This window comes from Martinezella hainanensis (assembly GCF_900094555.1).
Taxonomy (GTDB): Bacteria; Pseudomonadota; Alphaproteobacteria; order Rhizobiales; family Rhizobiaceae; genus Rhizobium; species Rhizobium hainanense.
Genome location: NZ_FMAC01000004.1, coordinates 1 through 25,093, shown reverse-complemented (window position 1 = coordinate 25,093; position 25,093 = coordinate 1). Strand labels below are relative to the sequence as shown.

The following is a 25,093-nucleotide window of genomic DNA, read 5'->3' as shown; positions in this document are numbered from 1 at the left end:
TTAAATAACTGATATCATTAAACATTTCTTGCTTCTGGCTCTTGTGCTTTTAAAAAGAGCCCTCTACGCTTTAGGCAATTCTAACGGCCAAGCCCCTTTGTAGAGGAAAAAGTGATGGAGCAATTCGGCGTCCGCAATCCCGCGACTGAACTGGGATCGATCGGCCTGGGAGCCGCCGCCAGTGTACGCTATAACCTCATGGAAGCTCATCTTTATGAGGAGGCGATTCGCCGTCGCGAAGCCGATCTGACCGCCGATGGCGCGCTCAGGGCCTTGACCGGCCAGCACACCGGCCGTTCCCCCAAGGACAAGTTCGTGGTGCGCAATGCCACCACCGAGGACCAGATCTGGTGGGACAACAACAAGCCGATGTCGCCGGAGCACTTCGAGCTGCTGCATGAAGATATGCTGGCCCACGCCCGCGGCAAGGACCTGTTCGTTCAGGATCTGATCGGCGGCGCCGATGTCGAATATGCTCTGCCGACGCGCGTCGTCACCGAATTCGCCTGGCACTCGCTGTTCATCCGCAATCTGCTGATCCGCCCTGATCGCGCGGCTCTGGAAAGCTTCGTGCCGCAGCTGACGATCATCGACCTGCCAAGCTTCCGCGCCGATCCCGAGCGTCATGGCTGCCGCACGGAAACGGTGATCGCCTGCGATTTCGTCAACGGCATCGTCCTGATTGGCGGCACCTCCTATGCCGGCGAGATGAAGAAATCGGTGTTCACGGCGCTGAACTACATGCTGCCGGAACGCGGCGTCATGCCGATGCACTGCTCGGCCAATGTCGGCCCCGAAGGCGATGCCGCGATCTTCTTCGGCCTGTCCGGCACGGGCAAGACGACGCTCTCGGCCGATCCGACCCGCACGCTCATCGGCGACGACGAGCATGGTTGGGGCGAAAACGGTATCTTCAATTTCGAAGGCGGCTGCTACGCCAAGACCATCCGCCTGTCGGCCGAAGCCGAGCCGGAAATCTACGCCACGACCCGCCGTTTCGGCACCGTGCTGGAAAACGTCGTGCTTGACGAACACGGTCGGCCGGATCTCGACGATGGCTCGCTGACGGAAAACACCCGCAGCGCCTACCCGCTGCATTTCATCCCGAACGCTTCGGAATCCGGCATCACCGGTCATCCTGAGACGATCATCATGCTGACAGCCGACGCGTTCGGCGTCATGCCGCCGATCGCCAAGCTGACGCCGGATCAGGCGATGTACCACTTCCTGTCCGGCTACACCGCCAAGGTCGCCGGCACGGAAAAGGGCGTCGTCGAGCCGGAAGCCACCTTCTCGACCTGCTTCGGCGCGCCCTTCATGCCGCGCCATCCGGCCGAATACGGCAACCTGCTCAAGGAACTGATCGCCCGCCATGGCGCCCGTTGCTGGCTGGTCAACACCGGCTGGACCGGCGGCGCCTACGGCAAGGGAAGCCGCATGCCGATCAAGGCGACGCGTGCGCTGCTCGCAGCCGCCCTGAAGGGTGATCTCGACAATGTCGAATTCCGCACGGATGCGAATTTCGGCTTTGCGGTTCCGGTCGCTGTCGAAGGCGTCGAGAGCGCCATCCTCGACCCACGCTCCACCTGGGCCGATGGCGAAGCCTATGATGCGCAGGCCAGAAAACTGGTGCAGATGTTCGTCACCAACTTCGCGAAGTTCGAGGATCACGTGGATGGCAACGTCCGCGATGCGGCCCCGGGAATGCCGGTCGCTGCGGAGTAAATAGCCCCACGCGAGCCTTGACTCACGTGAAACTCACTCGCCCTCGTGGTTCGAGACGGCCCTCCGGGCCGCCTTACCATGAGGGCTGCTCTTCTCCGCCGATGCGGTAGATCGCTGCGTCCTCATCCTGAGGCGCATTTCGGCGTCTCGCGCGGAAATACTTCGAAGGACGAGGCGACCCTCAAACTCGCCAGAACCGTATTTTCAACCGCGCATCAATGTGGGATAGACAGGCGCGGAGAAAATCATGGCCAGCGAAGCGCTTTACATCAACGACCGGATCACGATCGCCGGCTGGGAGCTGACGGAACAGTTCGTTCTGGCCGGCGGCCCTGGTGGCCAGAACGTCAACAAGGTCGCAACTGCTGTCCAGCTGTTCTTCAATGTTCAGAATTCCCCCTCGCTGACGGAGCGCGTCAAGACGAATGCGATCAGACTTGCTGGCCGTCGCGTGTCCAAGGAAGGCGTGCTGCTGATCGAGGCCAATCGCTTCCGTAGCCAGGACCGTAATCGCGAGGATGCGCGCGAACGGCTGAAGGAGCTGATTCTCGAAGCCGCTGCCCCGCCGCCGCCGCCGCGCAGAAAGACCAAGCCGACAAAGGGTTCCATCGAGCGCCGGCTGAAGGAGAAATCTGGGCGTTCCGAGGTCAAGAAGATGCGCGGCAAGGTCGGCGGCGACTAGACTTGGTTTTCGGGCTGCGGTCTGGAGCTGGATGGGTCAAAGTGCCTAGTCAGGCGGCTCCGAGTTTGTGGACGCTATCAGCCTAGCCCCTCATCCTAGCCTTCTCCCCGCCCCTTCGACAAGCTCAGGACGGGGAGAAGGGACGATCGAGCGAAACTCGCTAGCTTTCGCTCGCGGCAGCTAGCTTAAGGCACGAAAACTCCCTCGCCCCGCTTGCGGGGAGAGGGCTAGGATGAGGGGCCAGGCACCAAGGCGCGACATCGGCTCATTCACCTGACCGGCACCATCGCAGGAAACGAAAATGCAGCTCCCGAACGGAATTCGCCATCTGCCCGGATATCTCGATCGCCCCGCCCAGGAAGCGCTTGTCGAGGCAATTCGCGCCGTCGTGGCCGACGCGCCGCTGTTCACGCCGGTCATGCCCGGTACCGGCAAGGAAATGTCGGTGCGCATGACCAATTGCGGCTCGCTCGGCTGGGTCACGGACAGGCAGCGTGGCTATCGTTACCAGCCGACGCATCCGGCCACCGGCCGCCCATGGCCGGCCATGCCGCAACAATTGCTGGATTTCTGGCGCGATATAGCCGGCTATGAAAAGCTGCCCGAAGCCTGCCTGGTCAATTTCTACGGCGACGATGCCCGCATGGGCCTGCATCAGGATCGCGACGAGCAGGATCTCAACGCACCCGTGCTATCGGTCTCGCTGGGAAACACCTGCCTCTTTCGCGTCGGCGGGCTCAACCGCAATGATCGCACGCTATCCTTCAAGCTTGCGAGCGGCGATATCGTCGTTCTCGGCGGCGAAGGCAGGCTGTGTTTCCACGGCGTCGACCGCATCTATCCGGCAACGTCGACATTGCTGAAGAATGGCGGGCGGATAAACCTGACTTTAAGACGCGTGAATTAGCATTTTGGCCAATGCTTCACGGGGATGCGGATGGTCATTGCGCGCGATAGAACTGAGATTCGCTTTGCCATCGTCGTAGCACTCGCGGGCATACTGACCGGCCTCCTGTATCTCTTTGAATTGTGGACCCTGGACGAGCGCGGCTTTTCGCTGCTGTCCCGACGGTTGCCATATTGGGATTTCACGAACCTCTGGGCGGGAACCACGATGGCGCTGCATGGCCATGTCGATGATTTGTTCGACATGGAAAGCTACCGCGCGGCTTTGCGGCAGATGTTCGGGCAATCGCTGCCGGATCAGGAGTGGAGCTACCCTCCGTCGGTTCTTCTTATTGGCGCGCCCCTGGCTCAACTGCCAATAGGTTGGGCCTACATCGTCTGGACGCTGTGTACCCTGCTGCTGCTCTATGGTGCGCTGAAGCCATTCGGCTTTCCGCCAATAGCGAGATTGCTCGTCACTTTCAGCCCGGCCACGATCATGAGCATGATTTTTGGACAGAACGGTGCGTTGACGGCCGCCCTTTTGATGAGTGGATTGGCTTTAGCGCCCAAGCGCCCTTGGCTCGCGGGTCTCTTTTTCGGCTTGCTGACCATCAAGCCGCATCTGGGCATATTGGTGCCGGTTTGCCTGCTTGCCTCCCGAAATTATCGAGCGTTTTTTTCTGCCGCTCTGACGACCTTGGTGTTGGTCTGTTTGACAGCTCTTTGTTTCGGCTATGAAAGCTGGAAACTTTTCCTCACGGAAACGGCTCCTCTCATGAGGGCAATCATGGAGGCTGCCTACCCCCAGCCCTACCATAAGAACGCGATGACGGTGTTTATTCTCGCGCGTTGGGCGGGATTCGACCTATCCGGCGCTTATCTGGTCCAGGGACTGGCGATTGCGGCGTGCCTTGCTCTTTCGATCTGGCTCTGGCGGCCTAGCAGCAGCGTGGGCCACCTGAAAAGAGTCTGCATAACCGGAGTATTGGCAATAATCGCGACACCATATGGGTACAGCTATGATGCCATCCCCCTTTGCATTGCGGCTGCGTATTTCTTTCTAGCGGAGCGGACGCTTAATCGATGGCTTTTGGCCCTTGTGTATCTCTGGCCGCTATTTTTGCATATTCCCAACGACCTTGGTGTCGGGATCGCTATTTTTGTTCCAATCGCCTTTGTCGTTGCAGTCCTGGTGACTGAGATAAGGTCTAGAGCTTCCTCAGCGCCACCTGCTCGATCAGATGGTTCTTGCCCTTCTGCAGGATGAGATCGGCGCGCGGGCGCGTCGGCAGGATGTTCTGGCGAAGGTTCTTCAGGTTGATGTTCTTCCAGAGCCCCTCTGCGATCGCCAGCGCTTCTTCCTCGCTGATCGAAGCGTAGCGGTGGAAGAATGAGTTGGGGTCGCGGAAGGCTGTCTCACGCAGCCGCATGAAGCGGGCGACGTACCAGTTGTGGATCAGCTCCTCGTCGGCATCGATATAGATCGAGAAGTCGAAGAAATCCGAGACCATCGGCACGATCTTGCCGTCAGCCGGCAGATGCCGCGATTGCAGCACATTGATGCCTTCGAAAATCAGGATATCCGGGCGGTCGACCGTCTTGAATTCGTTCGGCAGCACGTCATAGACGAGGTGCGAATAAGAGGGCGCCTGCACGTTCGGCTGGCCCGCCTTGATCGCCGAGAGGAAGCGCAGCAGCGCCGCCGTATCGTAGCTTTCTGGAAAACCCTTGCGCTGCATCAGGTTGCGGCGCTGCAATTCGGCGTTCGGATAGAGAAAGCCGTCCGTGGTGACGAGATCGACCTTCGGGCTCGACGGCCAGCGGCCGAGTAATTCCTTCAGGATACGGGCTGTGGTGGACTTGCCGACGGCGACCGAGCCGGCAATGCCGATGACGAAAGGCGTCTTGGCGATATCGGAGAGGCTGAGGAAGCGATTGCGCTGCTCGAACAGGATCTGCGAGGATTCCACATGAGAGGACAAAAGCCGCGACAGCGACAGATAGATGCGCCTGACTTCGTCGAGATCGATCGGGTCGCCCATGGAGCGCAGTCGCGTCACTTCGTCGGCGGTCAGCGTCAGCGGCGTATCGGCCCGGAATTTCGCCCATTCTTCCGAAGAGAAGAAATAATAGGGCGAATAGGCTTTCGCCTGGAAAATATCGAGCGTCTCGGGCGCGGGCTGGGTCTTGGTCGCTATCGTCATCGCATTCTTACCGACTGGCCTTTTCCTGAAGGCCGGATTGGGCGGTGCGCCTTTCGAGCTCACCCATGACATTCTGCAACGGAATGCCGGCAATCTTCAATACGACCATAAGATGATATAGCAGATCGGCGGCCTCATAGGTAAGGTTGTCGCGATCGTTGGTGACGGCAGCCATCACGGCTTCGATCGCTTCCTCGCCCAGTTTCTTCGCCGCCTTTGGCTGGCCGGCAACAACAAGCTTCGCCGTCCAGGATTCATCCGGCGAAGCCTTGGAGCGCTCCTCGACGATTCGTTCGAGGTCGGAAAGGGTAAATCCGCTCATCGGTCTGCTGTCTCCTAATCCAGCCGCATCGGAATGCCGCGCTCGGCCATGTAGCGCTTTGCTTCGCCCACCGAATAGGTGCCGAAGTGGAAGATCGAAGCGGCAAGCACCGCCGTCGCATGCCCTTCCTTGACGCCAGCAACAAGATCGTCGAGGTCGCCGACGCCGCCCGACGCGATGACGGGTACGCGCACTGCATCGGCAATCGCCCGCGTCAGCTCCAGATCGTAGCCGACCTTGGTGCCGTCGCGGTCCATGGAGGTGACGAGCAGTTCGCCGGCGCCACGTTCGACCATCTTGCGCGCGAAATCGACGGCATCGATGCCGGTCGCGTTGCGGCCGCCGTGAGTATAGATCTCCCACGCGCTCATATTGTCGCCGCCCAGTGCCTCGGTCCGGCGCCGTTTGGCGTCAATCGAAACGACGATGCACTGGTTGCCGAACTTGTCGGCCGCTTCGGCCACGAAATCCGGATTGTTGACCGCCGCCGAATTGATCGAGACCTTGTCGGCGCCGCGGAGCAGCAGCTTGCGGATATCGGCAATCGTGCGCACGCCGCCGCCGACGGTGACCGGCATGAAGCATTGCTCCGCCGTCCGGGCCACGACATCGAAGATCGTGTCGCGATTGTCGGAGGAGGCGGTGATGTCGAGGAAGCAAAGCTCGTCGGCGCCGGCGGCGTCATAGGCCTTGGCGGCTTCGACCGGATCGCCGGCATCGACGAGATTGAGAAAGTTGACGCCCTTGACGACGCGGCCGTCCTTAACGTCGAGGCAGGGGATGACGCGGGCTTTCAGGGTCATTGCGCTGCCTCCTTGGCCTGCTTGATCAGGGCGAGTGCCTCAGCTGGATCGATGCGACCATCATAGAGCGCGCGGCCGGAAATCGCACCTTCAAGTTTGCGGGCATCCGGCTGGATCATGCGTTTGATGTCTTCAAGCGAAGCGAGCCCGCCAGAGGCGATGACCGGAATGGAAACCGCGTCGGCCAGCTCCAGCGTCGAGTCCCAGTTGATGCCCGTGAGAATGCCGTCACGGTCGATATCGGTATAGATGATCGCGGCGACACCGACGCCCTCGAATTTCTTTGCGAGTTCGATGACGCCGAGTTCGGAAGCCTCCGCCCAACCCTCGACCGCCACCTTGCCCCCCTTGGCATCGATGCCGACGGCGATGTGGCCCGGATACCGCCTGCAGGCTTCGACGACGAGCGCTGGATCACGCACGGCGACCGTGCCGAGGATGACACGGGCAAGCCCGCGCGACAGCCAGTTTTCGATATGGTCGAGCGTGCGGATACCGCCGCCGAGCTGCACCGGGTTTTTGGTCGCTTTGAGAATGGCGTCGACGGCGGCTCCATTCACGGTTTCACCGGCGAAGGCGCCGTTGAGATCGACGACATGCAGCCACTCGAAGCCCTGGTCTTCAAAGGCCTTCGCCTGGGCGCCGGGGTCGGGGTTGTAGACGGTCGCCTGCCCCATGTCGCCGAGCTTGAGGCGCACGCATTGCCCGTCCTTGAGGTCTATAGCGGGAAAGAGAATCATGTTTTTGTCCTTTTAGCGCGAGCCTTACGGCTTCCAGCGCAGGAAATTGGCGATGAGGGCAAGGCCGAGCTTCTGGCTCTTCTCGGGATGGAACTGTGCGCCGGCGATGTTGTCGCGGCCGACAAAGGCGGTCATCGGCCCACCATAGTTCGTCGTCGCGATGACATCGTCGCTGTGGTCAGCCGCTAGATGGTAGGAATGGACGAAATAGGCGTGCAGCCCGTCCGGCCCGGTCTCGATGCCTTCAAAGAGCGGGTGCGGATGCCGGATATCCAGCGTGTTCCAGCCGATCTGCGGGATCTTCAGGCTGGGGTCGCTTGGCGTCATCTCCTTGACGTCGCCCTTGATCCAGCCGAATCCCTGCGTGATCGTCTTTTCCAGCCCGCGCGATGACATCAGCTGCATGCCGACGCAGATGCCGAGGAAGGGGCGGGCCTTGTGTTCCACGACGTCGATGACCGCTTCCGTCATGCCGGGCACGGCATAGAGGCCGCGGCGGCAATCGGCATAAGCGCCGACGCCGGGAAGCACGATGCGATCTGCGGTGGCGACGCGCTCAGCGTCATCGGTCAGGTCGATGTGAGCGTCTATGCCTGCCTCGCGGGCGGCCCGCTCGAAAGCTTTGGTGGCCGAGCGCAGATTGCCGGAACCATAGTCGATAATCGCGACCCGCATGGTCAGCGTCCTCCGTCATAGCCGGGAAGGCCGAAGCTCGGGCCTGGGCGGCTGGTATTGGTGTTTTGGGCCGGAATATCCCAATTTTTCGGATGGATATCCAGGTTTGGTTCCTGCTCGAGCTGGGAAAAGTGGATTTCCTCCGCAGTCGCCAGATCATGCGCCGAGACGAGATTGCTTACCTTCCAGCCGCGACCGACAAGGCGATTGCCGAGCGCATGCGGGCCTTCGAGGGCGGCGAGAATATGCACGCCGAGCAGAAGTGCCGCGCCCGCGGCAAAGAAGCCAGGCTGGCGCATCAGTTCCAGCGCAATACCCTGCAACAGAAAGGTCGCGATCGCATAGAGCCAAAGCCGATGGAAGAGCATCCAGAGCGTCGGAAACAGGAACGCCTTCCATGAAAAGCCGTCGCGGATGAAGCGCGTTCCATCGCGATACCGATCCGATACTTCGGATCGGCTCGTCGCTCCGGGCGGAGTCAAAATCAGATAGCTTGCCATTCTTCACTTCCCCAGGTTGGGGCTCAGGCGAGCGTGCCTTTCGTCGAAGGCACCCGGCCTGCCTGCCGCGGATCGATCTCGGTTGCGGTGCGCAATGCGCGCGCAACGGCCTTGAAGCATGTCTCGGCTATATGGTGATTGTTGGCGCCATAATGGTTGAGGATATGCAGCGTGATGCCGGCATTCTGCGCTAAGGCCTGGAAGAATTCGCGCACCAGCTCGGTATCAAAGGTGCCGATCTTCGGCGCACTGAACGAAACACTCCAGACGAGGAAGGGCCTGCCCGAGAGATCGACGGCCGCTTTCGTCATCGTCTCGTCCATGGCGAGGTCGATTGAGGCATAACGGGTAATGCCGCGCCGGTCGCCCAGCGCCTTGGCAATGGCCTGGCCGATCGCGATGCCGGTATCCTCGACGGCATGGTGATCGTCGACGTGCAGGTCGCCCTTGGTGTCGATCTCCATGTCGATCAGCGAATGTCGCGACAGCTGTTCCAGCATATGGTCGAAGAAGCCGACCCCCGTCGAAATCGTCGATTTGCCGCTGCCGTCGATGTTGACGGAAACGGAGACCGAGGTCTCGTTGGTCTTGCGGGAAATGCTTGCCGTGCGGCTCGCTGCGGTCTCTGCCATGGGATGCTCCATCGGAATACGGCCGTTCCTTATCAGGCGTATCGGGAAATATCCAGAAGTTACGCGCGGGGCTCACGCGTTTAGCCGGCTTGCCGCCATCATTCGGGCGCAGCCGTCATTTGCAATCGGAAAAACCCCTCTTACATAGGTGCTGACGGGGCCGATACGCGGCCCGGCAGAAAGCCCGCCGAAACGGGGGCAAACAGGTGATGAATGACGACAATCGTGACTATTCGCAAGGACGGCAAGGTCGTGATGGCTGGTGATGGCCAGGTGAGTCTTGGCCAGACCGTAATGAAGGGCAATGCGCGCAAGGTTCGCCGCATCGGCAAGGGCGATGTCATCGCCGGTTTCGCCGGCGCGACCGCCGATGCCTTCACCCTGCTCGAACGTCTTGAAAAGAAGCTCGAACAATATCCCGGCCAGTTGATGCGCGCTGCCGTCGAGCTCGCCAAGGACTGGCGCACGGACAAATATCTGCGCAACCTCGAAGCCATGATGCTGGTTGCCGACAAGAATATAACGCTCGCCATCACCGGCAACGGCGATGTGCTTGAGCCAGAACATGGCGCGCTCGCGATCGGTTCCGGCGGCAATTATGCGCTCGCCGCCGCGCGTGCGTTGATGGATAGCGACAAGTCTGCCGAAGACGTCGCCCGCCGTGCCCTCGATATCGCTGCCGACATCTGCGTCTACACCAACCACAATGTGGTTGTCGAAACGCTCGATGCCGAAGCCTGAGTTCCTCTCTTGATAGTTTCTAGCCCTGACAGGGAACATACGAAATGACCACTTTTTCCCCCCGCGAGATCGTTTCGGAGCTCGATCGTTACATTGTCGGCCAGCATGAGGCCAAGCGCGCCGTGGCGATTGCCTTGCGCAACCGTTGGCGCCGCCAGCAGCTCGAGCCCGAGCTGCGCGACGAAGTCATGCCCAAGAACATCCTGATGATCGGCCCGACCGGCGTCGGCAAGACGGAAATCTCCCGCCGCCTTGCCAAGCTTGCCGGCGCGCCCTTCATCAAGGTCGAAGCCACGAAATTCACCGAAGTCGGCTATGTCGGCCGCGACGTCGAACAGATTGTCCGTGACCTCGTCGAAGTCGGCATCGGCCTGGTGCGCGAAAAGAAGCGTGCCGAGGTGCAGGCCAAGGCGCATATGAGCGCCGAAGAGCGCGTGCTCGATGCGCTGGTCGGTGCCACTGCATCGCCGGCGACGCGCGACAGCTTCCGCAAGAAGCTGCGTGACGGCCAGCTTGACGACAAGGAAATCGACATCGAAGTGGCCGACACCGGCTCCGGCATGCCCGGTGGCTTCGAAATCCCCGGCATGCCGGGTGCCAATATCGGCGTGCTCAACCTTTCCGAAATGTTCGGCAAGGCCATGGGCGGCCGCACGAAGAAGGTTCGCACCACGGTCAAGGACTCCTACAAGGAGCTGATCCGCGACGAATCCGACAAGTTGATCGACAATGAGGCGATCCAGCGCGAAGCCGTGCAGTCGGCCGAGAATGACGGCATCGTCTTCCTCGACGAGATCGACAAGATCGCTGCCCGCGATGGCGGCATGGGTGCCGGTGTCTCCCGCGAAGGCGTGCAGCGCGACCTGCTGCCGCTGGTCGAAGGCACGACGGTTTCGACGAAGTATGGCCCGGTCAAGACCGACCACATCCTCTTCATCGCCTCCGGTGCTTTCCATGTCTCGAAACCCTCGGATCTGCTGCCCGAGCTGCAGGGTCGTCTGCCGATCCGCGTCGAGCTCCGTCCGCTGACCAAGGAAGACTTCCGCCGCATCCTCACCGAGCCGCAGGCAAGCCTCATCCGCCAGTACAAGGCACTGATGGAAACGGAAGACCTGAAGCTCGATTTCACCGACGACGCGATCGACGCTCTCGCCGATGTTGCCGTGCATCTGAACTCCACCGTCGAGAATATCGGCGCCCGTCGCCTGCAGACGGTTATGGAGCGCGTGCTCGACGAGATCTCCTATAACGCCTCGGATCGCGCCGGCGTCTCGATAACCATCGATGCCGCCTATGTCCGCGAGCATGTCGGCGACCTCGCCACAAACACCGACCTCTCCCGCTTTATCCTGTAAGCAGGCGGCGGAAGCGATTTAAAACAGTAAACACTCGACAGCGGGCCGTTAACTTTTTAGTTAGGGGCCCGTTTCTTTGTGTCGTATGGCTTTATTCGGCCAAGATTATCCGTCAGGGACGCGCACGGAAACATCGGTGGAAACTTCGACAGGACAGCCATCTTGCGACGGATACTGATCACTCTTCTTCTGGCAGTCGTCAGCCTCTCCTGGATCCCGGCCTATGCCGAGGCGGCGACCTCAGTGCCTCCGGGCAACCGGAATGCCGAGCAGCCGCCGGTCCCCGGCGCCTCCGTGCGGCGTACGCGCGGCACCAATTCCACCTTCGACCGCAAGTACCAGAAGGTGCGGGAGCTGCTGGCGACCGATACGAAACTGATGTCGAAGATCAAGTCGACGGCGCGGGCCTATGGTATCGATCCGATCCATATCATCGGCGCGCTGGTCGGTGAGCATACCTATAATGTCGACGCCTATGACGGGCTGCAGTCCTACTACGTCAAGGCGGCGTCCTATGCCGGCCAGAGCTTCCGCTTCGCCTATAATGGCGAGAATGTCGACGATTTCGTCACCCATCCGCAATTCGATGCCTGCAAGGGCAAGAGCGATTCATACAGCCTCTGGACCTGCCGCGAGGATGTCTGGGACGACGATTTCCGCGGCAAGACGGTCGGCGGCAAATCCTATCCCGACAATCGCTTCAGCGCGGTCTTCTTCCAGCCCTTCTATGCCGGCCAGACCTTCGGCCTTGGTCAGGTCAATCCGCTGACGGCGCTGGAGCTTTCCGATCTCGTCAGCCGCACCTCGGGCATCCCGAAGCTCAACGAGAAGGATGCGGGTGGCGTCTACAAGGCGATCATGGACCCGGATCTGTCGCTGGCCTTCGTCGCAGCCTCGATCCGCAAGTCGATCGACGACTATCGCTCGATCGCCGGCATGGATATCTCAGGCAATCCTGGCATCACCGCGACGCTCTATAATCTCGGCAACCCCCGCAAGCGCGCCGCTGCCCTTGCCGCCAAGAACCGCGGCTCATCGCAGCCGGTCTGGCCGGAAGAAAATTATTATGGCTGGCTCATCAATGATAAGCTGAGCGACCTGAAGTCTTTGCTCTAGGCATGTCGCGCAAAACTGCGCAGCGGTTTTGCGATAGCGACATGCGCACAATCAAGAACCTAAAGCGCGAGAAGCGAATCTGAAAGATCGCGATGCGCTTTAGGCGCGTGGCGCGACGTTTTATCGTCTGGATTTTGCGGGCGGCACCCACCATATCGGATGGGTGCGCCGCTCATGCTGTGTTAGATCAAATACCGCCCAGTTTCGAGGAGAATGGATCCCATGGACATGATTCCGGAAGCCTTCTCCCCGCCGGCGCCGATTCCGCGCACCGTCCCGCCGTCGCGGTGGACGATCATCAAGACCATTCTGCGCAATCCGCTCGAGCTCTGGGGTGAGCCCTCCTACACGCTGCCCTGGATCAAGACGAAGTTCTTCAACGAGCGGACGCTGATCGTCAACGATCCCGGCCTGATCAAGCATGTTCTGGTCGACAACGCCGCCAACTACCGCATGGCCGATATTCGCCAGCTCGTGCTGCGGCCGATCCTGCGCGATGGTCTGCTGACGGCGGAAGGGCAGGTATGGAAGCGCTCGCGCAAGGCGGTTGCACCGGTGTTCACGCCGCGCCATGCCCAGGGTTTCGCCGGGCAGATGCTAAGCCAGAGCCTGGATTATCTGCAGAAGTATGAGGAAATCGGTGACGAAGGCGTGGTGTTCGATATCGCGGCCGACATGACCGAGCTGACCTTCGTCATCCTGGCGGAGACCCTGTTCTCCGGCGAGATCGTCACCGAAAGCACGAGTTTTTCCGACGACGTCAACGAGCTGCTGCATCGCATGGGCCGGGTCGATCCCATGGATCTCCTGCGCGCACCCGGATGGGTGCCGCGCCTTACCCGCATCGGCGGTCAGCGCATGCTCGACAAATTCCGCGGGATCGTCCGCAACACCATGGACTTGCGTCTGGACAAGATGCGCCGGGATCGCGCCAGTGCGCCCGATGATTTCCTGACGCTGCTTCTGGAAAAAGCCGGTCCCGACGGCCTGACCATGGAGGAAATCGAGGACAATATCCTCACCTTCATCGGCGCCGGCCACGAAACGACCGCCCGCGCGCTGGGCTGGACGCTCTATTGCGTCGCCAATAGCCCGCATATTCGTGAGGCCATGGAAGAGGAAATCGACCGGGTGCTGGTAACCGATGCCGAGCCCGTCGCCTGGCTTGACCTGATGCCGCACGTCCGCGCCGCCTTCGAGGAGGCAATGCGCCTCTATCCGCCGGCGCCCTCGATCAACCGCGCCGCCATCGCCGATGACGAATGGACTAGCGCCAAGGGCGAGCGCGTGACGATGGAGAAAGGGATCACCGTCCTCATCATGCCGTGGACGCTGCATCGCCACGAACTCTACTGGGAAAAGCCACGGGCCTTCATGCCGGAACGCTTTCTTCCGGAGAATCGCGCCAAGATCAATCGCTTCCAGTATCTGCCTTTCGGGGCAGGTCCCCGCGTCTGCATCGGCGCGACATTCGCGCTGCAGGAAGCGGTCATCGCCCTTGCCGTGATGATGCGTCGCTTCCGCTTCGATCTGACCGACGAGACCGATCCCTGGCCGGTACAGAAGCTGACGACCCAGCCGCGCGGCGGTTTGCCGATGCGGGTGACGAGACGATAGAACTGTTTTTGCCGCTTGCCAGCTAGCGGCTCGGCCCGGAAGGGTGCAATAACGACTGTCGCAGTGCATTCAAGGGCTGGATATTGTCGTGACGTCTCATTTCCTGCTCGGCATCGATACGGGTGGAACCTATACCGATGCCGTTCTCTTCCATGAAACCGATGGCGTGATCGCCAAGGCGAAATCGCTGACCACGCGGCATGATCTGGCTGTCGGCATAGCCGGCGCCGTCGATGCCGTCATCGCCAGGGCCGACATTCCGGTCTCGGCGATCGGCCTCGTGTCACTGTCGACGACGCTTGCCACCAACGCGCTGGTCGAAGGGCAGGGCGGCCGCGCCGGGCTGGTCATGATCGGTTTCGGCCCCGAGGATCTCAAGCGTGATGGCTTGGCGGAGGCGCTGGGGTCAGATCCGGTGATCTATCTTCCCGGCGGCCACAATGTTCACGGCAATGAAAACCCACTCGATCTGACGGCATTGCAGGAAGCCTTGCCGGACCTCGCGAAATCGGTCTCATCCTTCGCTGTTGCCGGCTATTTCGCCGTGCGGAATCCGGCTCATGAAATCAGGGTGCGCGATTGCATCCGTGAAATCTCGCATCTGCCTGTTACCTGCAGTCATGAGCTTTCATCGAAGCTGGGCGGCCCGCGTCGCGCCTTGACGACGCTGCTCAATGCCCGCCTCGTCTCGATGATCGACCGTCTGGTCGGCGCCTGCGAAGGATTTCTGGAAACGCGCGGCATTTCCGCGCCGATGATGGTGGTGCGAGGCGACGGCGCCCTTATTTCCGCAGCTGAGGCCAAGCTGCGGCCGATCGAAACCATCCTGTCCGGTCCCGCCGCAAGTCTCGTCGGTGCGCGTTATCTCACCGGTCTCGATAATGCCGTCGTGTCCGATATCGGCGGCACCACCACCGACGTTGCCGTCATGGAAGATGGCCGGCCGCGGCTCGATGCCGATGGCGCCGTGGTCGGCGGCTATCGCACCATGGTCGAGGCCGTTGCTATGCGCACGTATGGCCTCGGCGGCGATTCCGAGGTGAAGATCAACGACCGTGGCCTCGTCGCCGCTTTCGAACTCGGGCCGCGCCGCCTGCTGCCGCTCAGCCTCGCCGCCCATATGCACGGAGCTGCCGTGCTCGATGTGCTGGAGCAGCAGCTGCGGGCGACGCATCTTGCCCGCAATGCGGGCCGCTTCGCGCTTCGCACCGGCGTGCCGGATCATCTGGCAAGCGGATTGACGGCGCCGGAGCAGGCGCTGTTCGAGCGCATCGGCAGCGTGCCCGCGGCGCTCGACAAGCTTTTGACGATGACCTCGCAAAAGGCGACACTGGATCGGCTGGTCGCGCGTGGCCTGGTGCATCTGAGTGGTCTTACACCTTCTGATGCGATGCATGTGCTTGGCGGGCAGGGTCAATGGAACGCCGAGGCGGCCCGCCTCGGGCTGGCGCTGGCGATGCGGCTTAAGGATGGCTCCGGGCGCCCCATAGCCGCATCTGTCGAGGAGTTGGCAGAAGAGATCGTCGATCGCCTCACTCGCCAATCCGCCGATGTCATCCTTGCTGCCTGCCTTGCCGAGGATGGTGTCGCCGATCTCAATCCCGCCAAATCGATCTCCATCGACCGCGCGCTTCGCCGTGCGCCGGGGATTGCACGCTTCGCCATTTCGCTTGATCGCCCGCTTGTCGGGCTCGGCGCTTCCGCTCCGGTTTATTATCCCGCCATTGCCGAGATGCTGGCGACCGAGAGCGCCATTCCGGGTGATTCGGATGTGGCGAATGCCGTCGGCGCCGTCGTCGGCCAGGTCCGGACCAGCGTCACCGTCTTCGTCACCATGCCGGAGGATGGCATCTATGTGCTGAATGGCGCTGGCGAAAGCCTGCGCTTCATCGACGAAGAGCGGAGCTTTGCCGATGCCCGCTCGCGCGCCATCGAGGCGGCGACTGCACAGGCAAGGCTGAATGGCGCCGTGGATCTGGTGGTCACGGTGAATGAGCAGGTGGACGCGCCCGAGGTGGAAGGCAGTCGCAAGCTGATCGAGGCCCGGTTCATGGCGACCGCCACGGGCCGTCCGCGAATCGCCACGGATTAATTATTTCCTCAAAGGCATAAATCTTTCGAATTATTTCCAAATTGACGGAGAGCGAAACCGGAAGCAAAGTGGCAGCATATAAAATAGTGGGCCGTAACACGGCTTTTAGGAGTATTAGGCATGAGCCGCATTGAGAAAAACGGGCTGCAGATCGAATCGGTCCTTTATGATTTCCTCGTCAAGGAGGCCCTTCCGGGCTCCGGCGTGGATGCCGACGCTTTCTTCGCCGGTTTCTCTGACATCGTCCACGATCTGGCGCCGCGCAATCGCGAACTGCTCGCCAAGCGCGACCGCATGCAGGCAGCACTCGACGAATGGTATCGCAAGAACGGCGCTCCGATTGACCTCGCCGCCTACGAAGCCTTTCTGCGCGACATTGGCTATATCGTACCCGAAGGTGCGCCTTTTGCCGTTTCGACCGCCAATGTCGATCCCGAGATCTCCCATATTGCCGGCCCGCAGCTCGTCGTTCCCGTCATGAACGCGCGCTATGCTTTGAATGCCGCCAATGCCCGCTGGGGATCGCTCTATGATGCGCTTTACGGCACAGATGCCATTCCGGAGACCGATGGCGCCGAAAAGGGCAGGGGTTATAATCCCAAGCGCGGCGAGAAGGTCATCGCTTGGGCTCGTGATTTCCTCGATTCCGCCGTGCCGCTTGCCGGCGCGAGCTGGACGGACGTCACCGGTTTTACCGTCAAGGACGGTGTTCTTGCGATCGCCACCAAGGGCGGCTCGGCCGCATTGGCGGATCGCAGCCATTTCGCCGGCTATCTCGGCGATGCGGCCAACCCCTCGCATATCCTGCTGAAGCAGAACGGCATCCATATCGAAGTCGTCATTGACCCGAGCACCGCCATCGGCAAGGCCGACCCGGCCGGCATTTCCGACGTCCGTCTGGAATCGGCGATCACCACGATCATGGATTGCGAGGATTCGATCGCCGCCGTCGATGCCGAGGACAAGGCCGAGGTCTACCGCAACTGGCTCGGCCTGATGAAGGGCGATCTGACCGAAGAAGTCGCCAAGGGCGGCAAGACGTTTACGCGCCGGCTCAACCCCGATGTCGCCTATACCGCTCCGGATGGCAGCACATTCGATCTGCATTGCCGCTCTCTGATGCTGGTGCGCAATGTCGGCCACCTGATGACCAATCCGGCCATTCTCGATCGCGATGGCAACGAGGTGCCGGAAGGCATCATGGACGCCGTCATCACCGGCCTGATCGCACTCTACGACATCGGCCCGAACGGCCGCCGCAAGAATTCGCGCACCGGCTCGATGTATGTCGTCAAGCCGAAGATGCACGGGCCGGAAGAAGTCGCCTTCGCGGTCGATATCTTCACGCGCGTCGAGGACCTGCTTGGGATGCCGCGCAACACGATGAAGATGGGCATCATGGACGAGGAGCGCCGCACCACGGTCAACCTCAAGGAAGCCATTCGCGCCGCCCGCGATCGCGTCGTCTTCATCAATACCGGCTTCCTCGATCGCACAGGCGACGAAATCCATACCTCGATGGAAGCCGGCCCGATGATCCGCAAGGGTGACATGAAGCAGGCCGCCTGGATCGGCGCCTACGAGAACTGGAACGTCGATATCGGCCTCGAATGCGGTCTCTCCGGCCATGCGCAGATCGGCAAGGGCATGTGGGCCATGCCGGACCTGATGGCGGCCATGCTCGAGCAGAAGATCGCCCACCCGAAGGCGGGCGCCAATACCGCCTGGGTGCCGTCGCCGACAGCCGCGACGCTGCATGCCACGCATTATCACCGCGTCAACGTCGCCGATGTGCAGAAGAGCCTGAAGAGCCGCGCCCGCGCCAAGCTCTCCGACATCCTCTCCGTGCCGGTCGCCTCGCGGCCGAACTGGACGCCGGAGGAAATCCAGCGCGAGATCGACAACAACAGCCAGGGCATTCTCGGCTATGTCGTGCGCTGGGTCGATCAGGGCGTCGGCTGCTCCAAGGTTCCGGACATCAACAATGTCGGCCTCATGGAAGACCGCGCCACCCTGCGCATCTCGGCGCAGCATATGGCGAACTGGCTCCACCACAAGGTCATCACGCAAGCGCAGGTCGTCGAAACCATGAAGCGCATGGCCGCCGTCGTCGATCAGCAGAATGCTGACGATCCCAGCTACATCGCGATGTCCGGCAATTTCGACGGTTCGGTCGCCTTCCAGGCAGCGCTTGATCTCGTCCTCAAGGGCCGCGAGCAGCCGAACGGCTATACCGAACCGGTCCTGCACCGCCGCCGCATCGAGCTGAAGGTAAAGCAGGCGAAGTGATCCTTCTCTCCATCGGAGGCCACCTCGGCCCTTCGAGGCCTTGCCGTTTGCGCTGACGCTTCGACGGCAAGGCACCTCAGGATGAGGGCGGGTGGAACGGTTAGGACCGATCCCGAGCTCTCCAAACAAAAAAGCCGCCGAATCGATATCCGGCGGCTTTTTTCAATTCGAATGCCAGCAAATTACTGGATAACGATGACCTTGGTGCTGCGGCCCGGAAGAACGCGGCTGTAGAGATCGATTACGTCCTGATTGATCAGGCGGATGCAGCCGGAGGAGGCTGCCGTACCGATCGAAGCCCATTCCGGCGTGCCGTGCAGGCGGAACAACGTGTCCTGGCCCTTTTCGTTGTAGAGATACATGGCGCGCGCACCAAGCGGGTTCGACAAGCCCGGGTTCATGCCGCCATCGACATACTTGGCGATTTCCGGACGGCGAACAGCCATTTCCTTCGGCGGGTGCCAATTCGGCCATTCCTGCTTCCAGGCGACATAGGCGGTGCCGGACCAGGAGAAGCCCTGCTTGCCGACGCCGATGCCGTAGCGCATCGCTTCGCCATTGCCGAGAATGTAGTAGAGATGACGCTCGCGCGTGTTGACGATGATCGTGCCTTCGGCCTCATCCGTCTTGTATTCGACGATCTGACGGCGGAACTGCGGCTTCACCTTCTGGATCGGGATCGCCGGCAGCTGGAAGCCGTTGTCGCTCGTGACACCGTAGTCGCCATCGAAAGTCTTGATGGTCTCGGTGGCCGAATTTGCGGTTGCGGCCGGCGCTGCTGCGGCGGTGGTGGCATAGCCAGCCGATGCGAGCGTTGCGACAAGGCCGAGTGCGGTCATAGCATTACGGATGCGCATGGAAGTCTCTTGAATTTTCGTGGCGGGAAACTGATGGCTGTCAACCATCTTTGTCTAAAGTTTATTTTCCATTAAACTTGGCTTTGCAAGCTGCTCTGGCCCTACAAAAATAGCGCCGGCGCGCAAATTAGAAGGACATGGTTTTTTTGCAACAACGCCGGGCCTGTCCCCGAGACAATTCATGACGATTTTGAACGTTTACAATAACAATCCGTTAATAGATGGCCGGCAGTCGGAGCGGGCCATGCTTGTACGCAAGGGCGTGCAACTATTACTGCATGACATGCGCCATGCGGTCTTGCCGGAGTTGCCGCTTTCAAGCGGTCGCCGCGCCGATCTCATCAGTCTCTCGGAAAAGGGCGAGATCTGGATCTTCGAGATCAAGACCTCGATCGAGGATTTCCGCGTCGACCGCAAATGGCCCGAATACCGGCAGCATTGCGACCGCATGTTCTTCGCGACGCACAAGGACGTGCCGCTGGATATATTCCCGGAGGATTGCGGGCTGTTCCTGTCAGATGGTTATGGTGCACACATCATCCGCGAGGCGCCGGAGCATCGCCTGCCGCCGGCAACACGCAAGTCGGTGACGCTCAATTTCTCGCGCGCTGCCGCCCAGCGCCTGCTGTTGGCCGAATGGGCGACGGGCAAGTCCTTCGCTTCGGAGTAATCTACTTCGGCGCGCGCTTGGCGAGGATGCGCTGCAGCGTGCGGCGATGCATATTGAGACGGCGGGCCGTCTCGGACACATTGCGCTCGCACATTTCATAGACGCGCTGGATATGTTCCCAGCGCACGCGATCCGCCGACATCGGGTTCTCGGGCACTTCCGCCTTTTCGCCGGGACGCTGCGTCAGCGCGGCATAGACGTCGTCGGCGTCGGCGGGCTTGGCGAGGTAGTCGACCGCGCCGAGCTTGACCGCGGTCACCGCGGTCGCGATGTTCCCGTAGCCTGTCAGCACCACGATGCGCGTGTCGTCGCGCCGCTGGCGGATTGCTTCGATCACATCCAGTCCGTTGCCGTCGCCGAGGCGAAGGTCGACCACGGCATGTTTCGGCGGATTGGCCTTGGACTTGGCGACACCTTCTGCCACCGATTCTGCAGTCTCCACGGTAAAGCCGCGTGCTTCCATTGCCCGCGCCAGCCGGCGCAGAAAGGGACCGTCGTCGTCGACGATCAACAATGTGGCGTCCGGGCCTACATGGGCTATGACATCTGTCGCCCCGGCCTGCGGGGCAGTGCTCTCTTTATCCGTCATTCTATCTTCTATCCCGGCGATCATTCGCCTGCATATTCCTACCGATTTTGACGCTCGCTGTTTTAAGCCGCGAAAATCATTTTGTCGAATTACTGTCGATTAAAACGCGCGGCCATTCGACGCGGATGCGCGCACCCGGCGTTTCCGCATCGCGATTGCCGAAGGAAAGTGCGGCACCGGAGCGTTCAAGCAGCGTCTTGGCGATGAAGAGCCCGAGGCCGAGGCCGCCCGCCGTGTCGTCGCGCTGGCGCGAGGTGACGTATGGCTCGCCGATCCGCGCCAGTATTTCCGGCGAGTAACCGCTGCCATCGTCTTCAATGATGATTGTAAGAGTTTCGGCGGTGTATTCCACCGTAACAGTCACTGTCTTGCGGGCATAGTCGACCGCATTTTCGATGAGGTTGCCGAGACCGTACATGATGCCGGCATTGCGGCTGAGAACAGGTTCGCCCGCGCGCGGGCTCTTTTCGATGAATTCCAGGTTGATCCCGAACTCGCGATGCGGTGCGATGATCTCCTCCATCATGGACGACAGAGTGAGCCGCCGCATATGCGCCTCGTCCTCGGAGGAGAGTGTCGTTAGCCGCCGCAGGATATCGCGGCAGCGCTCGCTCTGGCTGCGCAGCAACGCCACATCCTCGCGGAACCGATCGTCCTCCCTGAGCTCGCGCTCCATCTCCTTGGCGACGACGCTGATGGTCGCAAGCGGCGTGCCGAGCTCATGTGCGGCCGCAGCCGCCAGCCCGTCGAGCTGCGACAGATGCTTTTCCCGCTGCAGCACCAGTTCCGTTGCCGAGAGCGCATCGGCAAGCTGCGAGGCTTCCATGGAGACGCGATAGGCATAGAAGGCGGCAAAGGCCATGGTGGAAGCGATGGAGCACCAGACGCCCAGCTGCATGACGCTGTGCACGCTGACGGAAACGCCCTCGTACCAGGGCAAGGGGAAGGGAGAGAAGGCAAGGCCGGTAATGCAGATCATCGCCAGACCTATCAGCGGCATGCTGTAGCGGATCGGCTGCGAGGCGAAGGAAATGATGACGGGCACGCAGACCAGCGCCGAAAAGGGATTGGCGAGGCCACCGGTAATCAGCAGCAGCCCGCAGAGCTGCAGAAGGTCGAGGCTGAGCAGCGCGAAGGCCGCTGGTGGCTCCAGCCGATGGGTCGGCGGGTAGCGCAGCGTCAGGAAGAAGTTGATCCAGGCAAGGCAGGCGATCAGCACGCAGCAGGCCAGGAGCGGCATCGGAAATTTCAGCCAGAAGGCGACGATCATCACAGTCACCGTCTGACCGCCGACCGCAAGCCAGCGCAGCCGCACCAGCGTCTGCAGCCTGAGCCGCCGGCTGGTGTGATGGCCCTCCTGCGCCTTCATCTCGGCTTCGGAGAGTTTTTCCAGTCCCCGGAAGAAGCGTGCCATTCTTAGGTCCCTCGTGGCTTGGCGCGTGTCGTCGGCAAGGCCTCCGCCGGGTCCTCCGGCCAGGGATGCCTGGGGTAGCGGCCGCGCATGTCGGCGCGCACCTCCTTCCAGGATCCGGCCCAGAAGCCCGGCAGGTCCCGCGTCGTCTGGATCGGGCGATGCGCCGGCGATGTCAACTCCAGCACCAGCGGCAATCTGCCGCCGCCGATCGCTGGATGCTGTTTCAGCCCGAAGAGCTCCTGAACGCGAATGGTGAGCAGCGGCTCCTCGCCATCATATTGTATGGGATGGCGCTGGCCGGTCGGCGCTTCGAAATGCGTCGGCGCCATCCGGGAGAGATCGCGCTGCAGTTCGTGCGGCACCAGCGACATCAGCCCGTTGGAAAGCCCGCCGGCCGAGATGTCGGAAAGGCCGCGCGCATCGGTCTGAAACGGCGTGAACCATTCGTCGAGCCGCGCGGCCAAGGCTTCGTCGCTCATATCGGGCCAGGGCTCGCCGATCGTCCTATATAAGAAGCCGATCCTGTCGCGCAGCTGCGCCGCCTCCTTGGAAAAGGGCAGGACGCCGATCCCCAGTTCGCGAATGCCCTCGGTCAGCGCCTTGGCTGCCTGCTCGCCGGAAGGGCGCGGCAGGGGCGTTTCCTCGAAGATGATGGCGCCGAGCCGCGTCGCCCGCCGCGCCCGCACCTGTCGGCTCGCCTTGTCGAAAAAGCTCTGATCCTCGATGCGGATTTCTCCGGGCAGGTGCTCCTCGACGTCGGCGCGGGAAATCTCCGCTGCCGCGAGAATGCGCGCCTGCGCCGCGCGTCCCGTCAGGTCGGCGATCACGAGCATCTGCGATCCCGCCAGCCGCTCGGTCTCCGGCAGTTCCGCGCCGCGCCCATTGGCCATGACGAAGCGTCCGCGTCCGCCGCGCTGCAGCGCGATGCGATCGGGAAAAGCATGCAGCAGCAACGCACCGGCAAGCAGCGGAATAGAAGAGGCGGCTGAGCTGGTGTTGCCGCCGGCCGCCTGGGCGAGACGCCCGGCAAGGCGACGCGCTGCCTCCGCCCGCTCGCCCTTTTCCGTCTTGAAGCGCCGCAGCCGGTCTTCCAGATCGATGCTCTGTCCGCCCAGCCCCTGTTCCGTCAGCAGCACTGCAAGCAGCGCCGCTTCACGCGCCTGGCCGAACTCACCGGCCGAAATCACCATCGCCGCCAGCCGTGGAGGCAAGGCGAGCTCGCGCATCAGCCGGCCGCGCGCCGTCAGCCCATTTTCCGCATCGAGCGCACCCAGCTGCCGCAGCAAGGCCCGCGCCTCGGCAAGCGTGGTTGCCGGCGGTTGGTCGACGAAAGAGAGTGCTGCCGGATCCTGTACACCCCAGTGAGCGAGATCGAGTGCGAGACCGGAAAGGTCGCTCGAAAGGATCTGCGGCGGCGTAAAGGCAGGAAGTGCCGCCGTCTGCCCGGGATGCCACAGGCGGATGGCGATGCCCGGCTCGGTTCGTCCGGCGCGGCCGGCACGCTGGTCGGCCGAAGCGCGCGACACGCGCACGGTCTCCAGCCGCGTGATGCCGGTCGAGGCCTCGAAGACCGGCAGACGCTGCAATCCGCTGTCGATAACGATCCGCACGCCGTCTATGGTAATGGAGGTCTCGGCGATCGAGGTCGCAAGCACGATCTTGCGCGTGCCCTGCGGCGCGGGCCGGATCGCCGCATCCTGTTCCTTCTGGCCGAGATTGCCGTAAAGCGGCGCAATCACCGTCTCCGGCCCGAACCGGCCGTCGAGCCGTTCCGCCGTGCGGGTGATTTCCGCCTGTCCCGGCAGGAAGGCAAGGATCGAGCCCTGTTCGCTCGCATGCGCATCCAGGATCGCCCGCGTCACCGTATCCTCGACCCGCTCTCCCGCTGGCCGATCCTGATGGCGGATATCGATTGGAAAGCTGCGGCCCATGCTTTCGATCACAGACGGGTGGTCGAGGAGTGCCGCGACGCGCTCCACATCGAGCGTCGCAGACATGACAAGGATGCGCAGATCCTCGCGCAATGCCGATTGCACGTCGAGCGCCAGCGCCAGGCCGAAATCCGCATCCAGCGAGCGCTCATGGAATTCGTCGAAGATGACGGTGGCGATGCCGGTGAGTTCCGGGTCGTCGAGGATCATGCGCGCAAACACGCCCTCCGTCACCACTTCGACGCGCGTCTTGGAAGAGATGCGGTTGTCGAGCCGCATGCGATAGCCGACGGTATCGCCGACCTGTTCGCCGAGGAGCGAAGCCATCCGGGCCGCCGCGGCTCTCGCCGCCAGCCGCCGCGGTTCCAGAAGAATGATCTTGCCATCGCCCCGCCGGCCTTGAGCCAATAGATAAAGCGGCACTAGCGTCGTCTTGCCGGCGCCCGGCGGTGCGGAAAGCACGGCACGCCGCTCGCTGGCGAGTGCCGCGCCGATATCGGCAAGCACATGCGAGACCGGCAGCTCCGGCAATGGGGGTACTCTATATGTCACGCCCGCGTGCCCCGCGCATGGTGATAAGCAAGGATCTTAATTTGCCGGGTCGGTGCTGCGGGCACCAGCTTTTCATTGAGAAGCAACATCTCCGCTCCCTTCAATCTCTCGATTCCTATTAGGTCCTGGGTGTGCGGCTGGCAATGAGAGGCCCGTCCGGTGCCCGCAGAGGCGCGCGAATGTCCCTTTACCGGCGCTAATCTGGAGGATTCCGCCGGTCGGCGTAAAATGAATCCCGAAATCGGCGCTATTCGCGAAAAATTCACCAGGATTTTGTCTCACCTTACAAATTACCTTTATTTTTGAGGCGCTTAGAAAAATGTCAGAATTTTTACAGTTGGAGTGTTGACTATGTCGGGTTGGGGGGTCTATAAGCCCGATCACTGACGAGGGCGGCGGCGCTGCTGGCGACGAAGACCTTCGCTCTAGTGTTTCCTTGATTGGCTGCGATGCTGATTGGTGGTTCTGGGTTAGACCTGGGATTGAAGGAAGTTCTGTTTTTGACTGGTTTTTCTGGTCGGTTATTTGACAATTGAAGATGAGAAGAAAGAGAAACGTGGGCGGCGAAGCTTGCGGGACCTGAAGAGATTTGGGTCCTTGGAATAGACTTCGACGGTTACGTTTTGAACAAGAGAATACACCTCATTATGAGCGCAGTGATGCGCGGAATGATGGGTGTGAGTTCTCGTCGATTCAGAA

Annotated in this window: 22 protein-coding genes; 11 read left to right on the top strand and 11 right to left on the bottom strand. The window is 61.5% G+C overall.

Going from position 1 to position 25,093, the window contains the following annotated elements; all coding sequences use genetic code 11:
* The first annotated feature begins 114 nt into the window (after window positions 1-114).
* The 4 genes from GA0061100_RS13850 to GA0061100_RS13835 all read left to right on the top strand — a co-directional run bounded on the left by GA0061100_RS13850 (window position 115) and on the right by GA0061100_RS13835 (window position 4,562).
* Window positions 115-1,725 (top strand): phosphoenolpyruvate carboxykinase, encoded by a 1,611-nt coding sequence (locus tag GA0061100_RS13850; protein ID WP_075853311.1) that lies wholly within the window; start codon window positions 115-117, stop codon window positions 1,723-1,725.
* Between the two features lie 247 nt (window positions 1,726-1,972).
* Window positions 1,973-2,407: an alternative ribosome rescue aminoacyl-tRNA hydrolase ArfB gene (gene arfB / locus GA0061100_RS13845; protein WP_075853310.1), complete on the top strand. Its 435-nt coding sequence runs from the start codon at window positions 1,973-1,975 to the stop codon at window positions 2,405-2,407.
* Window positions 2,408-2,708: 301 nt separating this feature from the next.
* Window positions 2,709-3,314, top strand: a complete 606-nt coding sequence (locus GA0061100_RS13840) for an alpha-ketoglutarate-dependent dioxygenase AlkB family protein (protein WP_075853309.1) — start codon at window positions 2,709-2,711, stop codon at window positions 3,312-3,314.
* Between the two features lie 30 nt (window positions 3,315-3,344).
* The gene (locus GA0061100_RS13835) at window positions 3,345-4,562 is read left to right on the top strand and encodes a glycosyltransferase family 87 protein (protein WP_075853788.1); all 1,218 of its coding nucleotides are present in this window, start codon (window positions 3,345-3,347) and stop codon (window positions 4,560-4,562) included.
* Here GA0061100_RS13835 and coaA read toward each other — a convergent pair.
* Genes coaA through hisB form a run of 7 tightly spaced genes read right to left on the bottom strand, consistent with a single transcriptional unit; the run spans window position 4,504 to window position 9,171 of the window.
* A complete protein-coding gene (gene coaA, locus GA0061100_RS13830; protein ID WP_075853308.1) occupies window positions 4,504-5,499 on the bottom strand; it encodes a type I pantothenate kinase in 996 nt (331 codons plus the stop codon). The two genes, GA0061100_RS13835 and coaA, sit on opposite strands and share 59 nt — an antisense overlap.
* A 7-nt stretch (window positions 5,500-5,506) precedes the next feature.
* Entirely contained in the window at window positions 5,507-5,821 is a 315-nt protein-coding gene (locus GA0061100_RS13825) for a phosphoribosyl-ATP diphosphatase (protein ID WP_075853307.1), read from the bottom strand.
* Window positions 5,822-5,835: 14 nt separating this feature from the next.
* On the bottom strand, window positions 5,836-6,624 hold the full coding sequence (hisF, locus tag GA0061100_RS13820) for an imidazole glycerol phosphate synthase subunit HisF (protein ID WP_075853306.1): 789 nt from the start codon (window positions 6,622-6,624) through the stop codon (window positions 5,836-5,838).
* Window positions 6,621-7,364 carry a 1-(5-phosphoribosyl)-5-[(5-phosphoribosylamino)methylideneamino]imidazole-4-carboxamide isomerase gene (hisA, locus tag GA0061100_RS13815; RefSeq protein WP_075853305.1) on the bottom strand — a complete coding sequence of 248 codons (744 nt, stop codon included), beginning with the start codon at window positions 7,362-7,364 and terminating at the stop codon, window positions 6,621-6,623. The genes hisF and hisA overlap by 4 nt, the downstream gene beginning before the upstream one ends.
* Before the next feature lie 24 nt (window positions 7,365-7,388).
* The gene (hisH, locus tag GA0061100_RS13810) at window positions 7,389-8,039 is read right to left on the bottom strand and encodes an imidazole glycerol phosphate synthase subunit HisH (RefSeq protein WP_075853304.1); all 651 of its coding nucleotides are present in this window, start codon (window positions 8,037-8,039) and stop codon (window positions 7,389-7,391) included.
* A 2-nt stretch (window positions 8,040-8,041) separates the two neighbouring features.
* Window positions 8,042-8,539: a DUF2628 domain-containing protein gene (locus GA0061100_RS13805; protein WP_075853303.1), complete on the bottom strand. Its 498-nt coding sequence runs from the start codon at window positions 8,537-8,539 to the stop codon at window positions 8,042-8,044.
* Window positions 8,540-8,562: 23 nt separating this feature from the next.
* Complete coding sequence (gene hisB / locus GA0061100_RS13800; protein ID WP_075853302.1) at window positions 8,563-9,171, bottom strand: imidazoleglycerol-phosphate dehydratase HisB; 609 nt, start codon at window positions 9,169-9,171, stop codon at window positions 8,563-8,565.
* A 213-nt stretch (window positions 9,172-9,384) separates the two neighbouring features.
* On the opposite strand from hisB, the gene hslV reads away from it, so the two are divergent.
* The 6 genes from hslV (at window position 9,385) to GA0061100_RS13770 (ending at window position 18,381) form a co-directional block, all read left to right on the top strand.
* On the top strand, window positions 9,385-9,912 hold the full coding sequence (gene hslV / locus GA0061100_RS13795; RefSeq protein ID WP_075853301.1) for an ATP-dependent protease subunit HslV: 528 nt from the start codon (window positions 9,385-9,387) through the stop codon (window positions 9,910-9,912).
* Window positions 9,913-9,956: 44 nt separating this feature from the next.
* Window positions 9,957-11,267 carry an ATP-dependent protease ATPase subunit HslU gene (gene hslU, locus GA0061100_RS13790; protein ID WP_075853300.1) on the top strand — a complete coding sequence of 437 codons (1,311 nt, stop codon included), beginning with the start codon at window positions 9,957-9,959 and terminating at the stop codon, window positions 11,265-11,267.
* 162 nt (window positions 11,268-11,429) lie between these two features.
* Window positions 11,430-12,383 carry a DUF1402 family protein gene (locus tag GA0061100_RS13785; protein ID WP_075853299.1) on the top strand — a complete coding sequence of 318 codons (954 nt, stop codon included), beginning with the start codon at window positions 11,430-11,432 and terminating at the stop codon, window positions 12,381-12,383.
* 222 nt (window positions 12,384-12,605) lie between these two features.
* Window positions 12,606-14,000, top strand: a complete 1,395-nt coding sequence (locus GA0061100_RS13780; RefSeq protein WP_075853298.1) for a cytochrome P450 — start codon at window positions 12,606-12,608, stop codon at window positions 13,998-14,000.
* An 88-nt stretch (window positions 14,001-14,088) separates the two neighbouring features.
* Entirely contained in the window at window positions 14,089-16,092 is a 2,004-nt protein-coding gene (locus tag GA0061100_RS13775; protein ID WP_075853297.1) for a hydantoinase/oxoprolinase N-terminal domain-containing protein, read from the top strand.
* A gap of 120 nt (window positions 16,093-16,212) precedes the next feature.
* Entirely contained in the window at window positions 16,213-18,381 is a 2,169-nt protein-coding gene (locus GA0061100_RS13770; RefSeq protein ID WP_075853296.1) for a malate synthase G, read from the top strand.
* A gap of 182 nt (window positions 18,382-18,563) precedes the next feature.
* Here the strand turns inward: GA0061100_RS13770 and GA0061100_RS13765 are convergent, their stop codons facing one another.
* Window positions 18,564-19,238, bottom strand: a complete 675-nt coding sequence (locus GA0061100_RS13765) for a L,D-transpeptidase (RefSeq protein WP_075853787.1) — start codon at window positions 19,236-19,238, stop codon at window positions 18,564-18,566.
* Between the two features lie 181 nt (window positions 19,239-19,419).
* Between GA0061100_RS13765 and GA0061100_RS13760 the strand changes: the two genes are divergently transcribed.
* Window positions 19,420-19,908: an MmcB family DNA repair protein gene (locus GA0061100_RS13760; RefSeq protein ID WP_075853295.1), complete on the top strand. Its 489-nt coding sequence runs from the start codon at window positions 19,420-19,422 to the stop codon at window positions 19,906-19,908.
* A 1-nt stretch (window position 19,909) separates the two neighbouring features.
* Here GA0061100_RS13760 and GA0061100_RS13755 read toward each other — a convergent pair whose 3' ends face one another.
* From GA0061100_RS13755 to hrpB, 3 genes are all read right to left on the bottom strand, one after another.
* Window positions 19,910-20,497: an ActR/PrrA/RegA family redox response regulator transcription factor gene (locus GA0061100_RS13755; RefSeq protein ID WP_075853786.1), complete on the bottom strand. Its 588-nt coding sequence runs from the start codon at window positions 20,495-20,497 to the stop codon at window positions 19,910-19,912.
* A 76-nt stretch (window positions 20,498-20,573) separates the two neighbouring features.
* Window positions 20,574-21,866 (bottom strand): ActS/PrrB/RegB family redox-sensitive histidine kinase, encoded by a 1,293-nt coding sequence (locus tag GA0061100_RS13750; RefSeq protein WP_208621541.1) that lies wholly within the window; start codon window positions 21,864-21,866, stop codon window positions 20,574-20,576.
* Between the two features lie 47 nt (window positions 21,867-21,913).
* Window positions 21,914-24,394 (bottom strand): ATP-dependent helicase HrpB, encoded by a 2,481-nt coding sequence (gene hrpB / locus GA0061100_RS13745; protein ID WP_075853293.1) that lies wholly within the window; start codon window positions 24,392-24,394, stop codon window positions 21,914-21,916.
* Window positions 24,395-25,093: the final 699 nt, after the last annotated feature.

Bases quoted from the DNA above. Each gene is read 5' to 3' on its own strand.
- hisB (WP_075853302.1), bottom strand. From the start codon at position 9,171: ATGGCAGAGACCGCAGCGAGCCGCACGGCAAGCATTTCCCGCAAGACC.
- GA0061100_RS13760 (WP_075853295.1), top strand. From the start codon at position 19,420: ATGACGATTTTGAACGTTTACAATAACAATCCGTTAATAGATGGCCGG.
- GA0061100_RS13835 (WP_075853788.1), top strand. From the start codon at position 3,345: ATGGTCATTGCGCGCGATAGAACTGAGATTCGCTTTGCCATCGTCGTA.
- GA0061100_RS13750 (WP_208621541.1), bottom strand. From the start codon at position 21,866: ATGAAGGCGCAGGAGGGCCATCACACCAGCCGGCGGCTCAGGCTGCAG.
- GA0061100_RS13765 (WP_075853787.1), bottom strand. From the start codon at position 19,238: ATGCGCATCCGTAATGCTATGACCGCACTCGGCCTTGTCGCAACGCTC.
- GA0061100_RS13825 (WP_075853307.1), bottom strand. From the start codon at position 5,821: ATGAGCGGATTTACCCTTTCCGACCTCGAACGAATCGTCGAGGAGCGC.
- GA0061100_RS13755 (WP_075853786.1), bottom strand. From the start codon at position 20,497: ATGACGGATAAAGAGAGCACTGCCCCGCAGGCCGGGGCGACAGATGTC.
- GA0061100_RS13840 (WP_075853309.1), top strand. From the start codon at position 2,709: ATGCAGCTCCCGAACGGAATTCGCCATCTGCCCGGATATCTCGATCGC.
- arfB (WP_075853310.1), top strand. From the start codon at position 1,973: ATGGCCAGCGAAGCGCTTTACATCAACGACCGGATCACGATCGCCGGC.
- hisH (WP_075853304.1), bottom strand. From the start codon at position 8,039: ATGCGGGTCGCGATTATCGACTATGGTTCCGGCAATCTGCGCTCGGCC.
- GA0061100_RS13770 (WP_075853296.1), top strand. From the start codon at position 16,213: ATGAGCCGCATTGAGAAAAACGGGCTGCAGATCGAATCGGTCCTTTAT.
- GA0061100_RS13805 (WP_075853303.1), bottom strand. From the start codon at position 8,539: ATGGCAAGCTATCTGATTTTGACTCCGCCCGGAGCGACGAGCCGATCC.
- hslV (WP_075853301.1), top strand. From the start codon at position 9,385: ATGACGACAATCGTGACTATTCGCAAGGACGGCAAGGTCGTGATGGCT.
- hisA (WP_075853305.1), bottom strand. From the start codon at position 7,364: ATGATTCTCTTTCCCGCTATAGACCTCAAGGACGGGCAATGCGTGCGC.
- hslU (WP_075853300.1), top strand. From the start codon at position 9,957: ATGACCACTTTTTCCCCCCGCGAGATCGTTTCGGAGCTCGATCGTTAC.
- coaA (WP_075853308.1), bottom strand. From the start codon at position 5,499: ATGACGATAGCGACCAAGACCCAGCCCGCGCCCGAGACGCTCGATATT.
- hisF (WP_075853306.1), bottom strand. From the start codon at position 6,624: ATGACCCTGAAAGCCCGCGTCATCCCCTGCCTCGACGTTAAGGACGGC.
- GA0061100_RS13780 (WP_075853298.1), top strand. From the start codon at position 12,606: ATGGACATGATTCCGGAAGCCTTCTCCCCGCCGGCGCCGATTCCGCGC.
- GA0061100_RS13850 (WP_075853311.1), top strand. From the start codon at position 115: ATGGAGCAATTCGGCGTCCGCAATCCCGCGACTGAACTGGGATCGATC.